Raw genomic sequence first — 19,354 nt, 5'->3', positions numbered from 1 at the left:
TCTCACACTCTCTCTTGGGTACGGGCACGGCCGCCCGTGGGGACAGGGACGAAGAACACGAGGGGGTTTTGTCGAGCCTCGACAAAACCTTAGGGCTGGAGATCTCCATCGACCAGACGCCCCAGGATCAGAGCGATCCGCAGCGTGAAGGCAGAGCGTACATCGGACGGTGACCAGCCGGTGACGTCAGTCACACGTCGAAGCCGGTAGCGGACGGTGTTGGGATGCACGAACAGCATCCGGGCGGCGCCCTCGAGACTGCTCGCCTGTTCGAGATAGACGCTGAGGGTCTCCAGGAGCGCGGCCCCGGCCTCCTCCAGCGGTCTGTAGATCTCCTCCACCAACTGCTCGCGGGCGGAGGGGTCCCCGGCGATGGCCCGCTCCGGCAGCAGGTCGTCGGCGAGGACCGGGCGCGGGGCGTCCTGCCAGGCGGAACACGCCTTCAGGCCCGCCGCGGCGGCCTGTGCGGACCGGGTCGCGGCCTGGAGGTCGGGCACCACCGGTCCGGCCACGACCGGTCCGGCCGCGAACGGTCCGATGAGCGACTTGGCCACGGCCAGCGGGTTGTCGCTGCCGCCGGCGATGACGACCAGCCGGTCGCCCAGCACGCCGGTGAGCACCTGGAGCTTGGCGTGCCGGGACGCGCGCCGTATGGCCTCCACGGTCAGCTCGCTGTCCCCGTCGGGCGCGGTGCCGAGCACCACGCACACGTGCTCGGGGGAGTTCCAGCCGAGGGCGGCCGCCCGCGACACGGCGCCCTCGTCGGCCTCGCCGCTGAGCACGGCGTTCACCACCAGGGACTCCAGCCGGGCGTCCCAGGCACCGCGTGCCTCCGCGGCCTGCGCGTACACCTGGGCCGTGGCGAAGGCGATCTCCCGGGCGTAGACGAGCAGCGCCTCGCGCAGCACGCTCTCGTCGCCGGGGGCCGCGACCTCGTCGATCGCGGACTCCATGACCTCGATGGTGGTGCGCACCATCTCCACGGTCTGGCGCAGCGTGATCGCCCGGGTCAGTTCGCGCGGAGCGGTGCCGAACACGTCGGTGGAGATGGCCTGGGGGGCGTCCGGGCGCCGGAACCACTCGGTGAAGGCGGCGATGCCCGCCTGGGCGACCAGACCGATCCAGGAACGGTTCTCCGGGGGCATGGCCCGGTACCAGGGCAGCGTCTCGTCCATCCGCGCGATGGCCTGCGCGGCGAGCGATCCTGACGACTTCTCCAGCCGCCTCAGCGTGGCGGAATGCGGATGGAGGTCGGTCGCTGCGGCCGGGTTCTTGCCGGTTTCGGGTTCGGGCACGGGGACAAGACTGCCTTATCCGGACGGGAGGGTGCGCCGCCGGGTCTACCGTGGACGGCGTGATGGACGTCAGGCGCGCCGACGAGCGCTACCGGGGAGGGGATCCGGCCGCCGGCATCGACAGCCGGCACGCATTCTCCTTCGGCCCGCACTACGACCCGGACAACCTCCGGTTCGGCGCGGTGCTCGCGTGCAACGAGGAGCGGCTGGCGCCGGGCGCCGGCTTCGACGAGCACCCGCACAGCCACACGGAGATCGTGACCTGGGTGGTGGAGGGCGAGCTGACCCACCGGGACTCGGCCGGGCACGAGTCGGTCGTGCGCCCCGGGGACGTGCAGCGGCTCAGCTCGGCGGGCGGGGTGCGCCACGTGGAGCGCAACGACGGATCGGGGCCGCTGACCTTCGTGCAGATGTGGCTGGCCCCGCTGCGGCCCGGCGGCGAACCGTCCTACGAGGTCGTCCGCGGCATCGCCGACTCCACGCCGTACGCCCTGCCCCGGGCCGGGGCGATGTTGCACGTGCGGCGGCTCGGGGCGGGGGAGCGGACGGCGGTGCCGGACGGGGCGTACGTGTACGTGCACGTGGTGCGCGGCGCGGTCCGCCTGGACGGCGAGGAGCTCGGCGCCGGGGACGCGGCCCGGATCACCGACGCGAAGGCCCTGGAGGCCGAAGGCGTCACCGCGGCCGAGCTGCTCGTCTGGGAGATGGCGGACGGCGCCGCCCGGCCCTAGGGCCTGTCGTTCGGATCATGCCGCGTCGCGGCAGGCCCTACAGTTCGGCGCGCACCGCGTCCGTGAACGCCGGCCACGCCTCGATCGCCCAGGGGCCGAACGCGCGGTCCGTCAGCGCCACGCACGCGGCACCCGCGTCGGGGTCGACCCACAGGAACGTACCGGACTGACCGAAATGCCCGAAGGTGCGCGGGGAGGACGACGCGCCCGTCCAGTGCGGCGACTTGGCGGCGCGGATCTCGAAGCCCAGCCCCCAGTCGTTGGGGTTCTGGTGGCCGTAGCCCGGCAGCACGCCCTTGGTGCCCGGGTACTGCACGGTCATCGCCTCGGCGACCGTACGCGGGTCCAGCAGCCGCGGCGCCTGCAACTCGGCGGCGAACCGCAGCAGGTCCTCCACGGTGGACACGGCGTCCTTGGCCGGGGAGCCCTCCAGGGACGTCGAGGTCATGCCCAGCGGCTCCAGCACCGCCTGGCGCAGGTACTCGGCGAACGGGATGTCGGTCGCCTCGGCGAGATGGTCGCCGAGCTGCTCGAAACCGGCGTTGGAGTACAGCCGCCGCTCCCCGGGCGGGGCCGTGACCCGGTGCTCGTCGAAGGCAAGGCCCGAGGTGTGCGCGAGCAGGTGCCGGACGGTCGACCCGGGGGGACCCGCGGGCTCGTCGAACTCGACCGCGCCCTCCTCGTAGGCGACCAGCACCGCGTAGGCGGCCAGCGGCTTGGTCACCGACGCGAGGGGGAACCGCTGTCCGGCCGGGCCATGGGTGCCCAGGAGGGTGCCGTCCGCCCGGACGACGCCCGCGGCGGCGGTGGGAACCGGCCAGTTCTCGATCAGCGCGAGGCTCTTGAGCGACATGCCTGCGAGCCTATGCGCTGAGCGCGTGCGCCCCGGCGAGGGGTCCGGCCCGCCCGCGGGCGTCCGTGCCGATTTATCGCCGTGGGTGCTTGCTTGGAGCGCACTCCAGGGTTCTAGCGTGGGGCCATGACGGTGATGGAGACCACGGGGACCGGGACCGACCTCTGTGCCGGTCCGCCGCAGCAGAACCGGCGCCCGGACGGCCAGGACCGCTACACGATCAGCGAGGTCGTCGCCCTGACCGGCCTGACGGCCCACACCCTGCGCTGGTACGAGCGCATCGGCCTGATGCCGCACATCGACCGCTCCCACACCGGCCAGCGCCGCTACACCAACCGCGACCTCGACTGGCTCGACCTCGTCGGCAAACTCCGGCTGACGGGCATGCCGGTGGCGGACATGGTCCGCTACGCGGAACTGGTGCGCGCGGGCGACCACACCTACGGCGAGCGCTTCGAGCTGCTGCGGACGACCCGCGAGGACGTCCTGGCAAGGATCGACGAACTCCGGGGCACACTGGCCGTACTGGACCGGAAGATCAGTTTCTACGCGGACGCCGGGCGCGCCCCGGCGTCGGAGGGGCCTCGATGACGGACGGCAGGATCACGACGGCGAAGCTCGGCGCGGACGGCCCCGAGGTGGGCGTCCAGGGCCTCGGCTGCATGGGCATGAGCTTCGGCTACGGCCCCGCGGACGCGGACGCGTCGCGCGCCACCCTGGAACGGGCCCTCGAACTGGGCGTCACGCTCTACGACACGGCCGACGCCTACGGAGCGGGCGAGAACGAGCGGTTCCTCGCGCCCTTCCTCAAGGCACACCGCGACGAGGTCGTCATCGCGACCAAGTTCGCCCTGTCCATACCGCCGGACGACCCGGCCCGGCGCATCATCCGCAACGACCCGCCCTACATCCGCCGTGCCGTCGAGGCGAGCCTGAAGCGCCTGGACGTCGACGTCATCGACCTCTACTACATGCACCGGCGCGATGTGGACGTGCCGATCGAGGAGACCGTCGGCACGATGGCCGACCTGGTCCGCGAGGGCAAGGTGAAACACCTCGGCCTGAGCGAGGTCACGGCCGGTGAACTGCGCGCCGCGCACGCCGTGCACCCCATCGCCGCCGTGCAGTCGGAGTGGTCCCTGTTCAGCCGGGACATCGAGGCCCAGGTCGTCCCCGCCGTCCGGGAACTGGGCGCGGCGCTCGTGGCGTACTCACCCCTCGGCCGCGGCTTCCTCACCGGTTCCTTCGCCCGGGCCGAGGACCTGTCGTCCGACGACTTCCGCCGCCGGCAGCCGCGGTTCACGGGCGAGAACGCCACCGCCAACGTCACCCTGCTGGAACTGATCCGCTCGGTCGCGAAGGCCCATGACGCCACCCTCGGCCAGATCGCCCTGGCCTGGGCCCACCGCCGGGCCGAGGTCCACGGCCTCCCGGTCGTCCCGATCCCCGGCACCCGCAAGCCGTCCCGGGTGGAGGAGAACACGGCGGCGACCGGCATCCACCTGACGGACGAGCAGCTGGAACTCCTGGACGGCATAGCGGCCCAGGTGACCGGCGACCGCTACGCGGACATGGCGTTCACCTCGGCGGGCCGGGAGTAGGCAGGCGCCCCTTCAGGGGCGCGGGGAACGGCGCGACCGGCCACGTGCGACCCGCACCGGCCGGCGCGCGGCACCCGCGGACGCTAGAGCTCCGCCAGCAACTCGCTCTTCTTGAGCGAGAACTCCTCGTCCGTCACCAGCCCGGCCTGGTGCAGCTCCCCGAGATGCCGGATCCGCTCGGCGATGTCCGCCGGATCACGCCGCGGCGCGGGCACCGCGGCCACCGGGCCGGACGTGCGCACCGCGGCCAGCACCGCCGCCGCGAACGGCAGCGACTCGTGCACCGGCCCGTACCCCAGCCCGAACACCACCGCGGCCGGGTCCTGGTCGGCCTGCGCCGGGGTGACGGCCGCCCCGTCCCGGCGCAGCAGCCGCAGATGGCCCTCGAACACCTCCGGCGAGCGCCACTCGACGCCGCTCAGCTCGCCCACCGGGAAGCTCTGGTCCCCGGCCTTCCACTTCGCCGACGACGCTCCGGTCCAGAACCAGCGGAAACCGACGGTCCGTCCGTCGAACGTCGCCTTCCCGTCGTACGCCTTGAAGGACGACGGCCCCTTCGGCGGCTCCACGAGGAACCGGTCCGTAGGCCCGGACTCCGACAGCAGCGACGTCAGTTCGTCGGCGTAGTACTCGGCGAGCACCTCGCGCTCGGCGGGCAGCACCAGCCGGTAGGGGTCGCAGCTCTCCTTCAGCTGGCCGGCGGCCGCCTCCATCAGCGGATCGGCCCCGGGACGCGGCTCGACACGCAGCACGACGGTGCCGCGCTTGCCGCGCGTCAGCGACACCCCCGCGATCGCCTCCAGGGGCACGCGGCGCTCCCCGAGCGCCTGGAAGAGCTTCGGTGTTCGAATCCCCCGTTCGTAGCGGATGAGCACGGAGTCGGACTCGAACTCCCAGGTGGCATGAAATCCGGCCAGTACGTCACCCATGCGGCTCATCGTATGCGGCACGCGCTCCTCCGTCCCCCTCCCGAGCAGACCGCAATTTCTCCGCCTCTACGCGCGTCAGGCCGCTGCCGCGCCGGACAAACCGGTACGGCAGACGCCGTCTTCGTGCGCGCAGTGCACCGAGCGGTATGCGCCGACGCCGATCTCTGCGAAATTGAACAGGCTTGCCGTTCCCGGCTCGAAGTAGCCGGCGTGACCCTTCGCGCCCGCCGCCGACAGCACCCGCGCGCCGAAACCGGAGGACACCGGGTCGGCCCCGTGGCCCAGGCCGCCCAGCTCCAGGTAGGGCACGTCCTGGATCCAGTCGTCGGCGTCCCGCATCGCCCACACCCGGGCTCCGGTGCGCAGTTCCTCGGCGTTCTCCGCCCGCATGCCGGGGCTGCCGGCGACCGCGATGTCGGACACCCGGCCCGGCAGCCGGTGCGCCGCGACGCCGCACACCACCGAGCCGTAGCTGTGGCAGAACAGCGAGACCGGCGCCCTGCCGGGCAGCGCCCGCACCAGCGCGTCCAGCCGGACCGCGCCCTCCTCGGCGCGCATCGCCGTGGCCGAGTCGATGCCGAGCCCGCTGGGCGCGGTGTAGTCGGCCCAGGCGATCACGGCGGTGCGGGTCGAGGGACTCGCCTGCCGCTCGGCGTCGTACAGGGACCGGGCCATGCCGACCGGGGCCGAGTACGTGCGCTGGGTGCGCTGGAAGGTGAGCAGGTTCGTGTCCACCCCGGGCACGACGACCGAGACCCGGTCCGCCCGGCGCAGGTCGCCGAGGACCTCGGCGACCCGGCCCGACCCCTCCGGGTCGAAGGCCAGGATGCGGCGGCCCTTCTCCAGCAGGTCGTCCAGGCGGTCCATGCGGCGCCCGGCGTCCTGCCGCCCGGCCGGTGTGAGGCGCTCGTCGTGCAGGCGCTCCCGTTCCACCTCGCGCTCCTTGGCGAGCGCGATGCGGTTGGCGCGGTAGCGCAGCTCGACGGGGGCGCCGTTCATGTTGCCGACGGCGAGCGGGTACCTGCGGGCCAGGCTCGCGCGCTCCGCCGCACCGAGCGAGTCGAAGAAGCGGGTCAGCTTCCCCGGCGCGGACCGCGGGTCGGGCAGCCGGTGGCCGCCGACGCGGCCGTGCTCCCACGCGGAGAGCGAGGCCTGCAGCGGTGTGTCGCCCCGCTGGGTGCGCAGGGCGGTCCAGCCGGTGGTCGCCAGCATCACGAACACCACGGCCAGAGCGAGCAGTGCGCGCCAGACGTTCGATTGCGGGGAGGTGTCGAAGGAAGTCACTGAAAGGACACACTAGGAGAACGAGAGGGTCTCGCGTCAATCAAGTGACCGGGATCACGTTTTGGTCGGGGCGTCAGGGGGACTGCCCCGGACGCCAGTTCCCCGCCAGTGCCGGACCGACCTGATCCAGGTAGGCGGCGGTGAGTTCGCGCAGTCCCTCCACGGTGAGGTCCTCCCCCGTGGACCACAGCCGCTCGGTGACACGAATCACCCCGCCGAAGAGGGCGACGACGATCCTGGGCCGGGCATCGGCGTCCAGGTCGAGCCCCTCGCGCTCGGCGACGATGCCGGCCAGCCGCTCCTCCAGTTCGGCCGCCCGCCGCAGATGGACGGCGAGCAGTGCGGGTGTCGACTCGATCACCCGGTACACCCGCAGGTGGAGTTCGATCGGGACCAGTTCGGCGACGGCCTCGTGGATGGCGTCCCAGCTCTCCAGGACGGCCCGGCGCAGCGCCTCCAGGGGCGGCTCGGACGGCGGGCGCGCCCGCAGGGCGTCGACGACGACGTCCTCCGCCAGGCGCGGCACGAACAGCGCCGTCTCCTCCTTGCCGGCGAAGTAGCGGAAGAAGGTGCGCTGCGACACGTCGACGGCCGCGGCGATGTCGTCGACGGTCGTCTCCTCGTACCCGCGCGTGGCGAACAGCTCCAGGGCGGCTCGCAGCAGCGCGTCCCGCGTGCGCTGCTTCTTGCGCTCGCGCAAGTTCAAGAAAGGTCCTCCTGTGCGCAGTGTTCTCCCAGTTCAGGCTATCCGGGGAAGGCGTGCCGGTGACCGACCGGTGAATTGGTTTGTCAATTGTCAGTGACTGTCACTAGCCTCGAACGTATGACTAGTCAGACCGCCATCGACACGTCGGGGTCGGGGGGCAGGACGCCGGGCACGGTGGACGCGACGCCGGGCAAGGGGCTGCGCGGGCACCCCTGGCTCACCCTCATCACCGTCGCCGTGGGGGTCATGATGGTGGCCCTGGACGGCACCATCGTGGCCATCGCCAACCCGGCGATCCAGAAGGACCTCGGCGCCACCTTCGCCGAGGTGCAGTGGATCACCAACGGCTACTTCCTCGCCCTCGCCGTCTCCCTGATCACCGCGGGCAAGCTCGGCGACCGCTTCGGGCACCGGCAGACCTTCCTCATCGGCGTCGTCGGCTTCGCCGCCGCCTCGGGCGCCATCGGCCTGTCCGACAGCATCGCGCTGGTCGTGGTCTTCCGTGTCCTGCAGGGTCTGTTCGGCGCGCTGCTGATGCCGGCCGCGCTCGGCCTGCTGCGGGCCACCTTCCCGGCCGAGAAGCTGAACATGGCCATCGGCATCTGGGGCATGGTCATCGGCGCGTCCACCGCCGGCGGCCCGATCCTCGGCGGTGTGCTCGTCGAGCACGTCAACTGGCAGTCGGTGTTCTTCATCAACGTGCCCGTCGGCATCCTCGCGGTCGTCCTCGGCGTGTGGATCCTGCTCGACCACCGCGCCGTGAACGCCCCGCGCTCCTTCGACCTGCTGGGCATCGCCCTGCTGTCGGTCTCGGTCTTCTGCCTGGTGTGGGCGCTCATCAAGGCCCCGCCGTCCGAGTGGGGCTGGGGCGACGCGAAGACGCTGGGCTTCCTCGGCGCGTCCGTGCTGGGCTTCGCGCTCTTCGCCCTGTGGGAGACGAAGGTCAGGGAGCCGCTGATCCCGCTCGCGCTGTTCCGTTCCGTGGCGCTGTCCGCGGGTGTGGTGCTGATGATCCTCATGGCCATCGCGTTCATGGGCGGCCTGTTCTTCGTCACGTTCTACCTCCAGAACGTGCACGGCATGAGCCCCGTCGACGCGGGTCTGCACCTGCTCCCGCTCACCGGCATGATGATCGTCGGCTCGCCGCTGGCCGGTGCGATGATCACCAAGTTCGGTCCCCGGGTCCCGCTCGCGGGCGGCATGGCGCTCACCGCGATCGCCATGTACGGCATGTCGACCCTGGAGACGGACACCGGCAGCGGCGTCATGTCGCTCTGGTTCGCCCTGCTCGGCCTCGGCCTCGCACCGGTCATGGTCGGCGCGACCGAAGTCATCGTCGGCAACGCCCCGATGGAGCTGTCGGGTGTCGCGGGCGGTCTTCAGCAGGCCGCCATGCAGATCGGCGGCAGCCTCGGCACGGCCGTCCTCGGTGCCGTCATGGCCTCCAAGGTCAACAGCGACCTGGCGGGCAACTGGCGCGAGGCGGGCCTCCCGCCGCTCACCCCGGAGCAGCAGCACCAGGCCTCGGAAGCGGTGCAGGTCGGCGTCCCGCCGCTGGCGCCGGGCACCCCGGAGGCGGTCGCCGCGAAGATCACGGGGGTCGCGCACGACACCTTCATCTCCGGCATGAGCGCGGCCTCGCTCGTCGCGGCGGGCGTCGCCGCGGTGGCGGTGCTGGTGGCGTTCCTCACCAAGCGCGGGCAGAACGCCGACGCGGGCGTGGGCGTCGGGCACATCTGACGGTCCGCCGCCGAACGCCCCCGGGAAGGGACTTTCCCGGGGGCGTTCGCTCATCAGGGTGAACAGGACCGCCGAAGCCTCCCGTTGGACCCGCCGCACAGGTCACAGTGGGTCAAGTCCTCCGCAGGGCATGGAGGGCGGACGCTGCGGCGCGCTGCCGGAGGGGGGTGGCGCGCAGGCAGCGGTGCATTGCCGGCCGATCGCGGGGTACCCGCCATGTCATACCCGAGCAGAGCCTCGACCGACCGAGGAATCACGGGAGTTGATGATGGCGAGCTTCGGACACGGTACGCGCAGGCACCCCCGCTCACGTGGCCGGACGTGGTCACGGACCGGGACGGATCGCGCGACGCTCGGACTCGTCGGAGTCATCTGCGCGGTCGCGGGCTTCTTCGTGCTGGGGATCGTCCTCGGCCCCGCCGCGATCGTCTGCGGCTGGCTCGCCATGGGCCGCACCTGGTCGGGCTCCCGCCCGCCCGCGGCCGTGGTGGCCCTCGTCCTGGGCGCCATCGACACCCTCCTCGCCCTGCTGTGGCTGTCCGGAGCCATGACACCGGGCCTGGGCCTGTACTGAACCGGGTGAAGTGAGCACGGGCCTCCGGCGGTTCGGCCGGGGGCTCGCTCGTGCGCCCGGCGGACCTGAGAAGTCCGGGGACCACCCTGCCGCCTCACCCGGCCCTCACTCGACGGGCGTCCCCTTCAGGGCCGCCACCTCCGCGCGCAGCGCCCGGACCTCCTCCGTCAACTCCAGGATCGCCTGCGTCTGCCGCCGCTCCTCGACGTCGTCCTTGTCGAACCGTGCGATGAACCAGGCCGCGATGTTCGCCGTGACCACACCGAGCAGGGCGATGCCGGACAGCATGAGCCCCACCGCGAGCACGCGCCCCAGACCGGTCGTCGGGGCGTGGTCGCCGTACCCCACCGTCGTCATGGTCGTGAAGGACCACCACACCGCGTCACCCAGGGTGCGGATGTTCCCGTGCGGCGCGTCGCGCTCCACCGACAGCACCGCCAGCGAGCCGAACATCAGCAGCCCCACCACGGCCCCGGCGACGTACGTGGTCAGCCGGATCTGCGAGGCCATCCGCGCCCGCTGCCCGACGAGCAGCAGGGTCGACACCAGCCGCAGCAGCCGCAGCGGCTGGAGCAGCGGCAGCACCACCGCGGCCAGGTCGAGCCAGTGCGTCCGCACGAAGGACGGCCGGTGCGGGGCGAGGGCCAGGCGCACGACGTAGTCGACGACGAACGCCGCCCACACCACCCACTCGACCGCCGAGCACGCCTGCACCACCCGGGGGTCCGCGTCCGGCCGGACGATCGGCACGGCGTAGGCGACGGCGAACGCGAGGGCCAGGGCGAACAGGGGGCGCTGCGTGTGCTGCTCCCAGCGGAGCTGGGCCGACTGCTGCTGCATGCAGGCATCGTAGGAAAGCCGCAGGGGTGGCAGGCCCACGGTACGTCCGTGAGGCTCACCACCCCTGGAAGAAGAGCTCCCGCCGGGCTAGGCGTCGCCGCCCGCGACCCCCGGGTCCGCCGCCGACACGTCGAGCAGCTGGTAGCGGTCGATGGCCTGCTTGAGCACCGACCGGTCGACCTTGCCCTCACGCGCCAGCTCCGTCAGCACCGCCACCACGATCGACTGGGCGTCGATGTGGAAGAAGCGGCGCGCCGCACCCCGGGTGTCGGCGAAGCCGAAGCCGTCCGCGCCGAGCGACTGGTACGTCTGCGGCACCCAGCGCGCGATCTGGTCCGGGACCGAGCGCATCCAGTCCGACACCGCCACGACCGGCCCCTGGGCGTCCGCGAGCTTGCGCGTCACGTACGGCACCCGCTGCTCCTCCTCGGGGCGCAGCAGGTTGTGCTGCTCGCAGTCCACGGCCTCGCGCCGCAGCTCGTTCCAGGAGGTCGCCGACCAGACGTCCGCCTTGACGTTCCACTCCTCGGCCAGGATCTTCTGCGCCTCGACCGCCCAGGGCACCGCCACCCCGGAGGCCAGGATCTGCGCCGGCACCGAGCCGCCCGTGCCCTCGCTGAACCGGTACAGGCCCTGGAGGATGCCCTCGACGTCCACCCCGTCCGGCTCGGCCGGGTGCTGGATCGGCTCGTTGTAGACGGTCAGGTAGTAGAAGACGTCCTCGCCGTGCGGGTGCTCCTGCGAGGAGCCGTACATCCGGCGCAGGCCGTCCTGCACGATGTGCGCGATCTCGAAGCCGAACGCCGGGTCGTACGCCACGCACGCCGGGTTCGTCGAGGCGAGCAGCTGCGAGTGGCCGTCCGCGTGCTGCAGGCCCTCACCCGTCAGCGTGGTGCGCCCGGCGGTGGCGCCCAGGACGAAACCGCGGGACAGCTGGTCGGCCATCTGCCAGAACTGGTCGCCGGTGCGCTGGAAGCCGAACATCGAGTAGAAGACGTAGACCGGGATCAGCGGCTCGCCATGCGTGGCGTAGGCCGAGCCGGCGGCGATCAGGGAGGCCGTGCAGCCCGCCTCGGAGATGCCGTCGTGCAGCATCTGCCCGTTCGGCGCCTCCTTGTAGGCGAGCAGCAGCTCGCGGTCGACCGACTCGTACTGCTGCCCGAGCGGGTTGTAGATCTTCGCACTCGGGAAGAAGGAGTCCATGCCGAACGTGCGGTACTCGTCCGGCGCGATCAGTACGAACCGCTTGCCGAGCTCCTTGTCCCGCATGAGGTCCTTGAGGAGCCGGACGAACGCCATCGTCGTGGCGATGGACTGCTGACCCGAGCCCTTCTTCACGGTCGCGTACGTCTTGTCCTCGGGCAGGGCCAGCGGCTTGGAACGGACGACGCGGGTGGGCACGTAACCGCCGAGCGACCTGCGGCGGTCGTGCATGTACTGGATCTCCTCCGAGTCCCGGCCCGGGTGGTAGTACGGCGGGACGCCGGACTCCAGCTCCTTGTCCGGGATCGGCAGGTGCAGGCGGTCGCGGAAGCGCTTCAGGTCGTCGACCGTCAGCTTCTTCATCTGGTGCGTGGCGTTGCGGCCCTCGAAGTTCGGGCCCAGCGTCCAGCCCTTGATCGTCTTGGCGAGGATGACCGTGGGCTGGCCCTTGTGCTCCACGGCGGCCTTGTACGCCGCGAAGATCTTGCGGTGGTCGTGGCCGCCGCGCCCCAGGTGCAGGATCTGGTCGTCGGTCATGCCCTCGACCATCGCGCGCAGCCGGTGGTCGTCGCCGAAGAAGTGGTCGCGGATGTACGCGCCGGTCTCCGTGGCGTAGGTCTGGAACTGCCCGTCCGGCGTGGTGTTCATCCGGTTGACCAGGACGCCGTCGCGGTCCTGGGCGAGCAGCGGGTCCCAGCTGCGGTCCCAGACCAGCTTGATCACGTTCCACCCGGCGCCGCGGAAGACCGACTCCAGCTCCTGGATGATCTTGCCGTTGCCGCGCACCGGGCCGTCGAGGCGCTGGAGGTTGCAGTTCACGACGAACGTGAGGTTGTCCAGGCCCTCGCGGGCGGCGATGGACAGCTGGCCCAGCGACTCCGGCTCGTCCATCTCGCCGTCGCCGAGGAACGCCCAGACGTGCGACTTGGAGGTGTCGGCGATCCCGCGCGCCTCCATGTAGCGGTTCATCCGCGCCTGGTAGATCGCGCCGATCGGCCCGAGGCCCATCGACACCGTCGGGAACTCCCAGAAGTCCGGCATCGACCGCGGGTGCGGGTACGACGACAGCGCGTGCGGGGCCTTGGACTTCTCCTGGCGGAAGCCGTCCAGGTGCTGCTCGCTGAGCCGGTCCAGCAGGAAGGCGCGGGCGTAGATGCCGGGGGAGGCGTGGCCCTGGAAGAAGACCTGGTCGCCGCCGTCGCCCTCGTCCTTGCCGCGGAAGAAGTGGTTGAACCCGACGTCGTACAGCGAGGCGGAGGACGCGAAGGTGGCGATGTGGCCGCCGACGCCGATGCCGGGGCGCTGGGCCCGCGAGACCATCACCGCCGCGTTCCAGCGGGTGGCGTTCAGGACCTTGCGCTCGATCTCCTCGTTGCCCGGGAAGAACGGCTCGCTCTTGGTCGGGATGGTGTTGACGTAGTCCGTGCTGCGCATCTCCGGCACGGCCACGCGCTTCTCGCGGGCCCGCTCGATCAGCCGCAGCATCAGGTAGCGGGCGCGCTCCCGGCCGCGCTCGTCCACGGCGGCGTCCAGGGAGTCGAGCCACTCCTGCGTCTCTTCGGGATCGAAGTCAGGAACCTGACTCGGAAGGCCGCCAATGATGATCGGGTTGCGATCGGATGCGGAAGCCACGCTGTTCCTTACCTGTCAGAGGGCCGGCGAGGGCCGCTGTTTCGCTGTCGTCGCGGGGCGTCGTCGCTGGGGGGCGCGCCGCTGTCCATGGTCCACCTCGGGGCCGTGAATCGTCATCTCTACCGAGCGGTAACCCGAGCGTGAGACCGGCTCCGCGACACCAGGGGCGAATACCTTCGAGTCTCGTACCCACAGACGATTCCCAAACGCCCAAACAGGGCAGAAAGGTGTGGTGTGCATCACCTCGGGCCATGATGGTGTGCCTGGAGTTGCGGTGACACCGCCGGGATCGTCACCGTTTCGGCGGTCTGCACGGCCGGGTACTTGCGCGATCGGTCCCGCCCGTGTGGACTACGGCCAATGCTTCGCGCACGCGCGTGGCTGAGATTCCCCCCAAGCTCAGAGGAGCAGGGGGTACCCCCATCCGAAGACATGATCAGGAGGCAACCCGTGAGCGCGACCGCGGACCACGCGGAGGAGCGGACGAACCCTGCCGCCAGGCTGGGGTTCCAGCCCGGGCAGGTGGTCCAGGAGATCGGCTACGACGACGACGTGGACCAGGAGCTCCGCGAGACCATCGAGGGCGTCATCGAGGGCGACCTGATGGACGAGGACTACGACGACGTGGCCGACGCCGTTGTGCTGTGGTTCCGTGACGACGACGGCGACCTGACGGATGCGCTGGTGGATGCCACCACGTACATCGAAGAAGGCGGCGCCATCCTGCTCCTGACGCCGAAGACCGGCCGTTCGGGCTACGTGGAGCCGAGCGACATCTCGGAAGCCGCCACCACGGCGGGTCTGACGGCGTCCAAGAGCGTCAGCGTCGGCAAGGACTGGAGCGGCAGCCGGCTGGCGACGCCGAAGGCCGCCAAGTCCAAGCGGTAGTCGAAACCCCCGGGGCGGGCCGCGCAGGCGGCCCGCCCACCGGCGTGCCCCGGCCCCTGCGTAGGGTGGTCCTCCCGGCACACCACCAGGAAGGACACCCGCGACGATGGCGATCCAGGTCGGCGACAAGGCCCCCGACTTCGAGCTCAGGGACAACCACGGCGCCGCGGTGAGGCTGTCGGACTTCCGCGGCTCCCGGAACGTGGTCCTGCTCTTCTACCCGTTCGCCTTCACCGGCGTGTGCACCGGCGAGCTGTGCGAGCTGCGCGACAACCTGCCGCAGTTCACCGACCGCGACACCCAGCTGCTCGCCGTCTCCAACGACTCCATCCACACCCTGCGCGTCTTCGGCGAGCAGGAGGGCCTGGAGTACCCGCTGCTGTCCGACTTCTGGCCGCACGGCGAGGTCTCGCGCGCCTACGGCGTCTTCGACGAGGGCAAGGGCTGCGCCGTGCGCGGCACCTTCGTCATCGACAAGGAGGGCGTCGTGCGGTGGACCGTCGTGAACGGCCTGCCGGACGCCCGCGACCTGAACGACTACGTGAAGGCGCTCGACTCGCTGTGACGCCGGCCGGGCGCCCGGAGCCCGACACCCGCTGAAATGTCGGCTCCAGGGCCTGCGAGGGGCGGGAACCCGTCACTAGGATCGAAACGTTGATCCGACATCCGAGCACAACGGGGCATCCCGCCCCCGGACACCAATGGAGGACTCGTGGGAGTCAGCCTCAGCAAGGGCGGCAACGTATCGCTGACCAAGGAGGCGCCGGGCCTGACCGCGGTCATCGTCGGTCTGGGGTGGGACGTCCGCACCACGACCGGCACCGACTTCGACCTGGACGCCAGTGCGCTGCTGCTGAACAGCTCCGGCAAGGTCGCCAGCGACGCGCACTTCATCTTCTTCAACAACCTCAAGAGCCCGGACGGCTCCGTCGAGCACACCGGTGACAACCTCACCGGTGAGGGCGAGGGCGACGACGAGCAGATCAAGGTCGACCTGGCGACCGTGCCGGCCGACGTGGAGAAGATCATCTTCCCCGTCTCGATCTACGACGCCGAGACCCGCCAGCAGTCCTTCGGCCAGGTCCGCAACGCGTTCATCCGCGTCGTGAACCAGGCCGGTGGTGCGGAGATCGCCCGGTACGACCTGAGCGAGGACGCCTCCACCGAGACCGCCATGGTCTTCGGCGAGCTCTACCGGCACGGCGCGGAGTGGAAGTTCCGCGCCATCGGCCAGGGCTACGCCTCGGGCCTGCGCGGCATCGCGCAGGACTTCGGCGTGAACGTCTGAGCCACCCGCCGGGCCCCGCACCGGGGCCCCGCGACCTCCCGTCCGGCGCCGCACGGTTTACGTGCGGCGCCGGACGCGCAGGACCACCTAGGAAACATCGTTCGGGGAGGGACACATCATGGGCGTCACGCTTGCCAAGGGGGGCAACGTCTCCCTGTCCAAGGCCGCACCGAACCTCACACACGTGATGATCGGTCTCGGCTGGGACGCGCGCTCCACCACCGGAGCGCCCTTCGACCTCGACGCCAGCGCCCTGATGTGCAGCGGCGGTCGCGTGCTCGGGGACGAGTGGTTCGTCTTCTACAACCAGCTCAAGAGCCCGGACGGCTCGGTCGAGCACACCGGCGACAACCTCACGGGTGAGGGCGAGGGCGACGACGAGTCGCTGCTCATCGACCTCGCCAAGGTGCCGCCGCAGTGCGACAAGATCGTCTTCCCGGTCTCCATCCACATGGCCGACGAGCGCGGCCAGACCTTCGGCCAGGTCAGCAACGCCTTCATCCGTGTGGTGAACCAGGCCGACGGCCAGGAGCTCGCCCGCTACGACCTCAGCGAGGACGCCTCCACCGAGACGGCCATGATCTTCGGCGAGGTGTACCGGTACCAGGGCGAGTGGAAGTTCAGGGCGGTCGGCCAGGGGTACGCGTCGGGTCTGCGTGGCATCGCGATGGACTTCGGGGTCAACGTCTCCTGACGCGATATGAGCAAAATCCGGGGCCTCGCGGCGGGCCCGGAGGGGCGCACTAGACTGCGGCTTCAAAAGTTCGTAAAGCCGGGTACGGCGCGGGGGTACCCCGTACACACACGATTGGGTAGCCAGTGGTTCTGAAAACCTTCGGGTGGTCGTTCGCGGTCACCGCGCTCGGCTTGGTCGCAGCGGTCTTCTACGGAGGGTGGACCGCTTTCGGTATCGTCGCGATCCTTTCCATCCTCGAGATCTCGCTGTCCTTCGACAACGCCGTGGTCAACGCCGGGATCCTGAAGAAGATGAATGCCTTCTGGCAGAAGATCTTCCTCACCGTCGGCATCCTGATCGCCGTCTTCGGCATGCGGCTGGTCTTCCCCGTCGTGATCGTCGCGATCAGTGCCCAGCTGGGTCCGATCGAGGCGGTCGACCTCGCCCTCACGGACAAGGACCGCTACCAGGAGCTGGTGACCGACGCGCATCCGTCGATCGCCGCCTTCGGTGGCATGTTCCTGCTGATGATCTTCCTCGACTTCATCTTCGAGGACCGGGACATCAAGTGGCTCGGCTGGCTGGAGCGCCCGCTGTCCAAGCTCGGCAAGGTCGACATGCTGTCGGTCTGCATCGCCCTGATCGTCCTGCTGATCTCCTCGATCACCTTCGGCGCCCACGCCCACCAGCACGGCGGCACCCACGCCGACAAGGCGGAGACCGTCCTGCTCGCCGGGATCGCCGGTCTGATCACGTACATGATCGTCGGCGGTCTCTCCAGCTACTTCGAGGACAAGCTCGAAGAGGAGGAGGAGCGCGAGCACGAGGCCGAGGAGAAGGCCGAGCGCGAGGGCAAGCCCAAGTCGGCGGTCAAGCTGGCCGGCAAGGCCGCGTTCTTCATGTTCCTCTACCTGGAGGTCCTGGACGCGTCCTTCTCCTTCGACGGCGTGATCGGCGCCTTCGCCATCACCAACGACATCGTCCTGATGGCGCTCGGCCTGGGCATCGGCGCCATGTACGTCCGTTCGCTGACGGTCTACCTGGTCCGCCAGGGCACCCTGGACGACTACGTCTACCTGGAGCACGGCGCGCACTACGCCATCGGCGCGCTCGCCATGATCCTGCTGGTCACCATCCAGTACGAGATCAACGAGATCATCACCGGTCTCATCGGCGTCGTCCTCATCGGCGCCTCCTTCTGGTCCTCCGTCCGCCGCAACAAGGCGCTCGCGGCGGCCGAGGGAAACGCCGGATCGGACGACAAGACTGAGGTCTCGTCCGGGGTGTGACACCCCTCCGGGTGAGGAACGCTCTCGACAGGGCGGCCACCGAGGCGACTCCTCGGCGGCCGCCCCGTCGGCCGTCAGGGGCCGCGGGCACGACGGTGACCCGCGGTCCCCAAGTGAACATGGGGGGCGGAATGGGCCTGTTCGACGGACTCCGGCGCGGCGAGGCGCAGTTCGACTCGGGCAACGCGGCGACCAACGCGATCGAGCTGACCAAGCGGCGCGCGCAGATATCACTCACCAAGCAGGACGCGGCCACCGGCCATCTGCGCGTCAACCTCAGCTGGCGGATGCGCACGTCCGACATCGGCGGCGCGCAGCGCGAGAGCCTGCTGCGCCACCCCTTCCGGGCGCTGAAACCGCCGGAGGTCGTCGGCCACAGCCAGTCCATGGTCAACGTCGACCTGGACCTCGGCTGCCTCTACGAGTTGCAGGACGGCAGCAAGGGCGTCGTGCAGCCCCTCGGCGGCTACTTCGGGGACGTCAACGCCCCGCCGTACGTCAAGCTCAGCGGCGACGACCGCTTCGGCTCGGGGTCCGGCGAGACGATGTACATCAACCTGGACCACCGCGAACACATCAAGCGGCTCCTGGTGTTCGTCTACATCTACGACCAGACACCCGCGTTCGACCGCACCCACGCGAGCGTCACCCTCTACCCGAGCAGCGGACCCCGGATCGAGATCCACCTGGACGAGCGCCAGCCGCAGGCCCGCTCCTGCGCCGTCGTCATGATCGAGAAGGTCAAGGACGAGATCGTCGTCCGGCGCGAGGCGAAGTTCGTCTACGGCTTCCAGGCCGAGCTGGACCGGCTCTACGGCTGGGGACTGCAGTGGGGGCGGGGCTACAAGACCAAGGTCGACCGCTGACCCGCGCCCGCCCCGCCCCCCGGTGCCGCGTCAGCGGCCGATGAACTGCGGGCCCTGCGGGGGCAGCCGGAAGTCCGGGTCGGGCCCGCCGAGGGGCGGCGGCGGATAGCCGTAGCCGGACTGCGCGCCCGCGGCCCCGGCCGTGGCCGGCGCCTGCGGGTAGCCGTAGACGGGCGGGCTCGTGGGCTGGGGGTAGCCGTAGGCCGGCTGCGTCACCGGGGGCTGCTGCGTCGGGTAGCCGTACCCGGGCTGCGCGGGCACCCCGGGCGGCTGCTCCGGCGGCAGCGGGCGGGACGCCTCCGGGTGGGATGCGGGCTGCCCGGCGGTGGTGGGGGCGGGGCCGGCCGTGGTCGGGGGCGTCGGGACGGAGGTGGTGGCCTCCTCGGCCGCCTCCGACTCGTCCACCGAGATGCCGAAGTCCGTCGCGAGGCCCTTCAGCCCGTTCGAATAGCCCTCGCCCAGCGCCCGGAACTTCCAGCCCTCCCCGCGGCGGTACAGCTCGCCGCAGATCAGCGCCGTCTCCTCGCCCGTCTCCGGCTTCACGTCGAAGTACGCCAGCGCCTCCTCGTCCGTGCCCGCCGCGTCGTACAACAGGATGCGCAGCGCCTGCACGCGGTCGAAGGTGACGCCGTCCGCCGAGGCGACGATCAGGATGCGGCCGACTTCGGACTCGACACCGGTCAGCTCCGTCCGGATCGTGTCGGTCAGGCCCTCGGCGACCCGCTTCTTGCCGAGCCGCCACACCGTGCCGGAGGGGTGGCGGGGCTGGTTGTAGAAGACGAAGTCCTCGTCGGAGCGCACACGGCCGCCGGGGCCGAGGAGCAGCGCGGAGGCGTCGACGTCCGGAACCCCCTGCCCGGGTGTCCAGCGCAGCACGGCGCGTACCGTGGTGGCCTCCAGCGGGACGTTCGACCCCTTCAGCATCGCGTGCGTCATGCGGTCATCCTGCCTTCTCGGTC

19 protein-coding genes are annotated in these 19,354 nt (G+C 70.8%); 11 read left to right on the top strand and 8 right to left on the bottom strand.

All coding sequences use genetic code 11. The features are described from left to right. Nucleotides 1-89: 89 nt before the first annotated feature. The gene (gene fasR / locus ACZ6ZN_RS09965; RefSeq protein ID WP_398111387.1) at nt 90-1,295 is read right to left on the bottom strand and encodes a fatty acid biosynthesis transcriptional regulator FasR; all 1,206 of its coding nucleotides are present in this window, start codon (nt 1,293-1,295) and stop codon (nt 90-92) included. Between the two features lie 62 nt (nt 1,296-1,357). Here fasR and ACZ6ZN_RS09960 point away from each other — a divergent pair, with 62 nt between their 5' ends. Beyond that, complete coding sequence (locus ACZ6ZN_RS09960; protein ID WP_451876560.1) at nt 1,358-2,026, top strand: pirin family protein; 669 nt, start codon at nt 1,358-1,360, stop codon at nt 2,024-2,026. A gap of 37 nt (nt 2,027-2,063) precedes the next feature. Here ACZ6ZN_RS09960 and ACZ6ZN_RS09955 read toward each other — a convergent pair whose 3' ends face one another. Continuing rightward, nucleotides 2,064-2,879 carry a serine hydrolase domain-containing protein gene (locus ACZ6ZN_RS09955; RefSeq protein WP_398111386.1) on the bottom strand — a complete coding sequence of 272 codons (816 nt, stop codon included), beginning with the start codon at nt 2,877-2,879 and terminating at the stop codon, nt 2,064-2,066. A 126-nt stretch (nt 2,880-3,005) separates the two neighbouring features. Between ACZ6ZN_RS09955 and ACZ6ZN_RS09950 the strand changes: the two genes are divergently transcribed. Both ACZ6ZN_RS09950 and ACZ6ZN_RS09945 read left to right on the top strand, forming a co-directional pair. Continuing rightward, complete coding sequence (locus ACZ6ZN_RS09950; RefSeq protein ID WP_398111385.1) at nt 3,006-3,470, top strand: MerR family transcriptional regulator; 465 nt, start codon at nt 3,006-3,008, stop codon at nt 3,468-3,470. Next, nucleotides 3,467-4,480: an aldo/keto reductase gene (locus tag ACZ6ZN_RS09945; RefSeq protein WP_451876539.1), complete on the top strand. Its 1,014-nt coding sequence runs from the start codon at nt 3,467-3,469 to the stop codon at nt 4,478-4,480. Before ACZ6ZN_RS09950 ends, ACZ6ZN_RS09945 begins: the two co-directional genes overlap by 4 nt. An 83-nt stretch (nt 4,481-4,563) precedes the next feature. Here ACZ6ZN_RS09945 and ACZ6ZN_RS09940 read toward each other — a convergent pair whose 3' ends face one another. The 3 genes from ACZ6ZN_RS09940 to ACZ6ZN_RS09930 form a co-directional block, all read right to left on the bottom strand. Then, a complete protein-coding gene (locus ACZ6ZN_RS09940; protein WP_469645648.1) occupies nt 4,564-5,418 on the bottom strand; it encodes a DUF4429 domain-containing protein in 855 nt (284 codons plus the stop codon). A gap of 66 nt (nt 5,419-5,484) precedes the next feature. After that, the gene (locus ACZ6ZN_RS09935; protein WP_469644760.1) at nt 5,485-6,693 is read right to left on the bottom strand and encodes an alpha/beta hydrolase; all 1,209 of its coding nucleotides are present in this window, start codon (nt 6,691-6,693) and stop codon (nt 5,485-5,487) included. Nucleotides 6,694-6,766: 73 nt separating this feature from the next. After that, nucleotides 6,767-7,399 (bottom strand): TetR family transcriptional regulator, encoded by a 633-nt coding sequence (locus ACZ6ZN_RS09930; protein WP_451876537.1) that lies wholly within the window; start codon nt 7,397-7,399, stop codon nt 6,767-6,769. Nucleotides 7,400-7,516: 117 nt separating this feature from the next. Between ACZ6ZN_RS09930 and ACZ6ZN_RS09925 the strand changes: the two genes are divergently transcribed. Next, on the top strand, nt 7,517-9,139 hold the full coding sequence (locus ACZ6ZN_RS09925) for an MFS transporter (RefSeq protein ID WP_469644757.1): 1,623 nt from the start codon (nt 7,517-7,519) through the stop codon (nt 9,137-9,139). Nucleotides 9,140-9,404: 265 nt separating this feature from the next. Continuing rightward, on the top strand, nt 9,405-9,713 hold the full coding sequence (locus ACZ6ZN_RS09920) for a small hydrophobic protein (protein WP_398111380.1): 309 nt from the start codon (nt 9,405-9,407) through the stop codon (nt 9,711-9,713). Between the two features lie 105 nt (nt 9,714-9,818). On the opposite strand, the gene ACZ6ZN_RS09915 is transcribed toward ACZ6ZN_RS09920, so the two are convergent. Together ACZ6ZN_RS09915 and aceE are read right to left on the bottom strand one after the other, a co-directional pair. Next, on the bottom strand, nt 9,819-10,553 hold the full coding sequence (locus ACZ6ZN_RS09915; protein ID WP_469644753.1) for a potassium channel family protein: 735 nt from the start codon (nt 10,551-10,553) through the stop codon (nt 9,819-9,821). An 87-nt stretch (nt 10,554-10,640) separates the two neighbouring features. Next, nucleotides 10,641-13,388: a pyruvate dehydrogenase (acetyl-transferring), homodimeric type gene (gene aceE / locus ACZ6ZN_RS09910; RefSeq protein ID WP_451876534.1), complete on the bottom strand. Its 2,748-nt coding sequence runs from the start codon at nt 13,386-13,388 to the stop codon at nt 10,641-10,643. A 450-nt stretch (nt 13,389-13,838) separates the two neighbouring features. Between aceE and ACZ6ZN_RS09905 the strand changes: the two genes are divergently transcribed. The 6 genes from ACZ6ZN_RS09905 (at nt 13,839) to ACZ6ZN_RS09880 (ending at nt 18,395) form a co-directional block, all read left to right on the top strand. Continuing rightward, nucleotides 13,839-14,276 carry a DUF3052 domain-containing protein gene (locus ACZ6ZN_RS09905; RefSeq protein ID WP_369197239.1) on the top strand — a complete coding sequence of 146 codons (438 nt, stop codon included), beginning with the start codon at nt 13,839-13,841 and terminating at the stop codon, nt 14,274-14,276. A gap of 106 nt (nt 14,277-14,382) precedes the next feature. After that, nucleotides 14,383-14,841, top strand: coding sequence for a peroxiredoxin (locus ACZ6ZN_RS09900; protein WP_398111377.1), 459 nt, complete (start codon nt 14,383-14,385; stop codon nt 14,839-14,841). 147 nt (nt 14,842-14,988) lie between these two features. Beyond that, nucleotides 14,989-15,564, top strand: a complete 576-nt coding sequence (locus ACZ6ZN_RS09895) for a calcium homeostasis/redox stress adaptation protein (protein ID WP_369197241.1) — start codon at nt 14,989-14,991, stop codon at nt 15,562-15,564. A gap of 118 nt (nt 15,565-15,682) precedes the next feature. Continuing rightward, nucleotides 15,683-16,258: a TerD family protein gene (locus ACZ6ZN_RS09890; protein ID WP_398111376.1), complete on the top strand. Its 576-nt coding sequence runs from the start codon at nt 15,683-15,685 to the stop codon at nt 16,256-16,258. A gap of 125 nt (nt 16,259-16,383) precedes the next feature. Continuing rightward, nucleotides 16,384-17,529 carry a DUF475 domain-containing protein gene (locus ACZ6ZN_RS09885; protein ID WP_398111375.1) on the top strand — a complete coding sequence of 382 codons (1,146 nt, stop codon included), beginning with the start codon at nt 16,384-16,386 and terminating at the stop codon, nt 17,527-17,529. 131 nt (nt 17,530-17,660) lie between these two features. Beyond that, nucleotides 17,661-18,395, top strand: coding sequence for a TerD family protein (locus ACZ6ZN_RS09880; protein WP_398111374.1), 735 nt, complete (start codon nt 17,661-17,663; stop codon nt 18,393-18,395). Nucleotides 18,396-18,425: 30 nt separating this feature from the next. Here ACZ6ZN_RS09880 and ACZ6ZN_RS09875 read toward each other — a convergent pair whose 3' ends face one another. Beyond that, on the bottom strand, nt 18,426-19,331 hold the full coding sequence (locus tag ACZ6ZN_RS09875) for a TerD family protein (protein ID WP_398111373.1): 906 nt from the start codon (nt 19,329-19,331) through the stop codon (nt 18,426-18,428). Nucleotides 19,332-19,354 lie beyond the last annotated feature (23 nt).

This window comes from Streptomyces sp. NPDC053665 (assembly GCF_055585285.1).
Note: the sequence above shows the minus strand (reverse complement) of the source record. Positions and strands in the feature narration are given on the sequence as shown.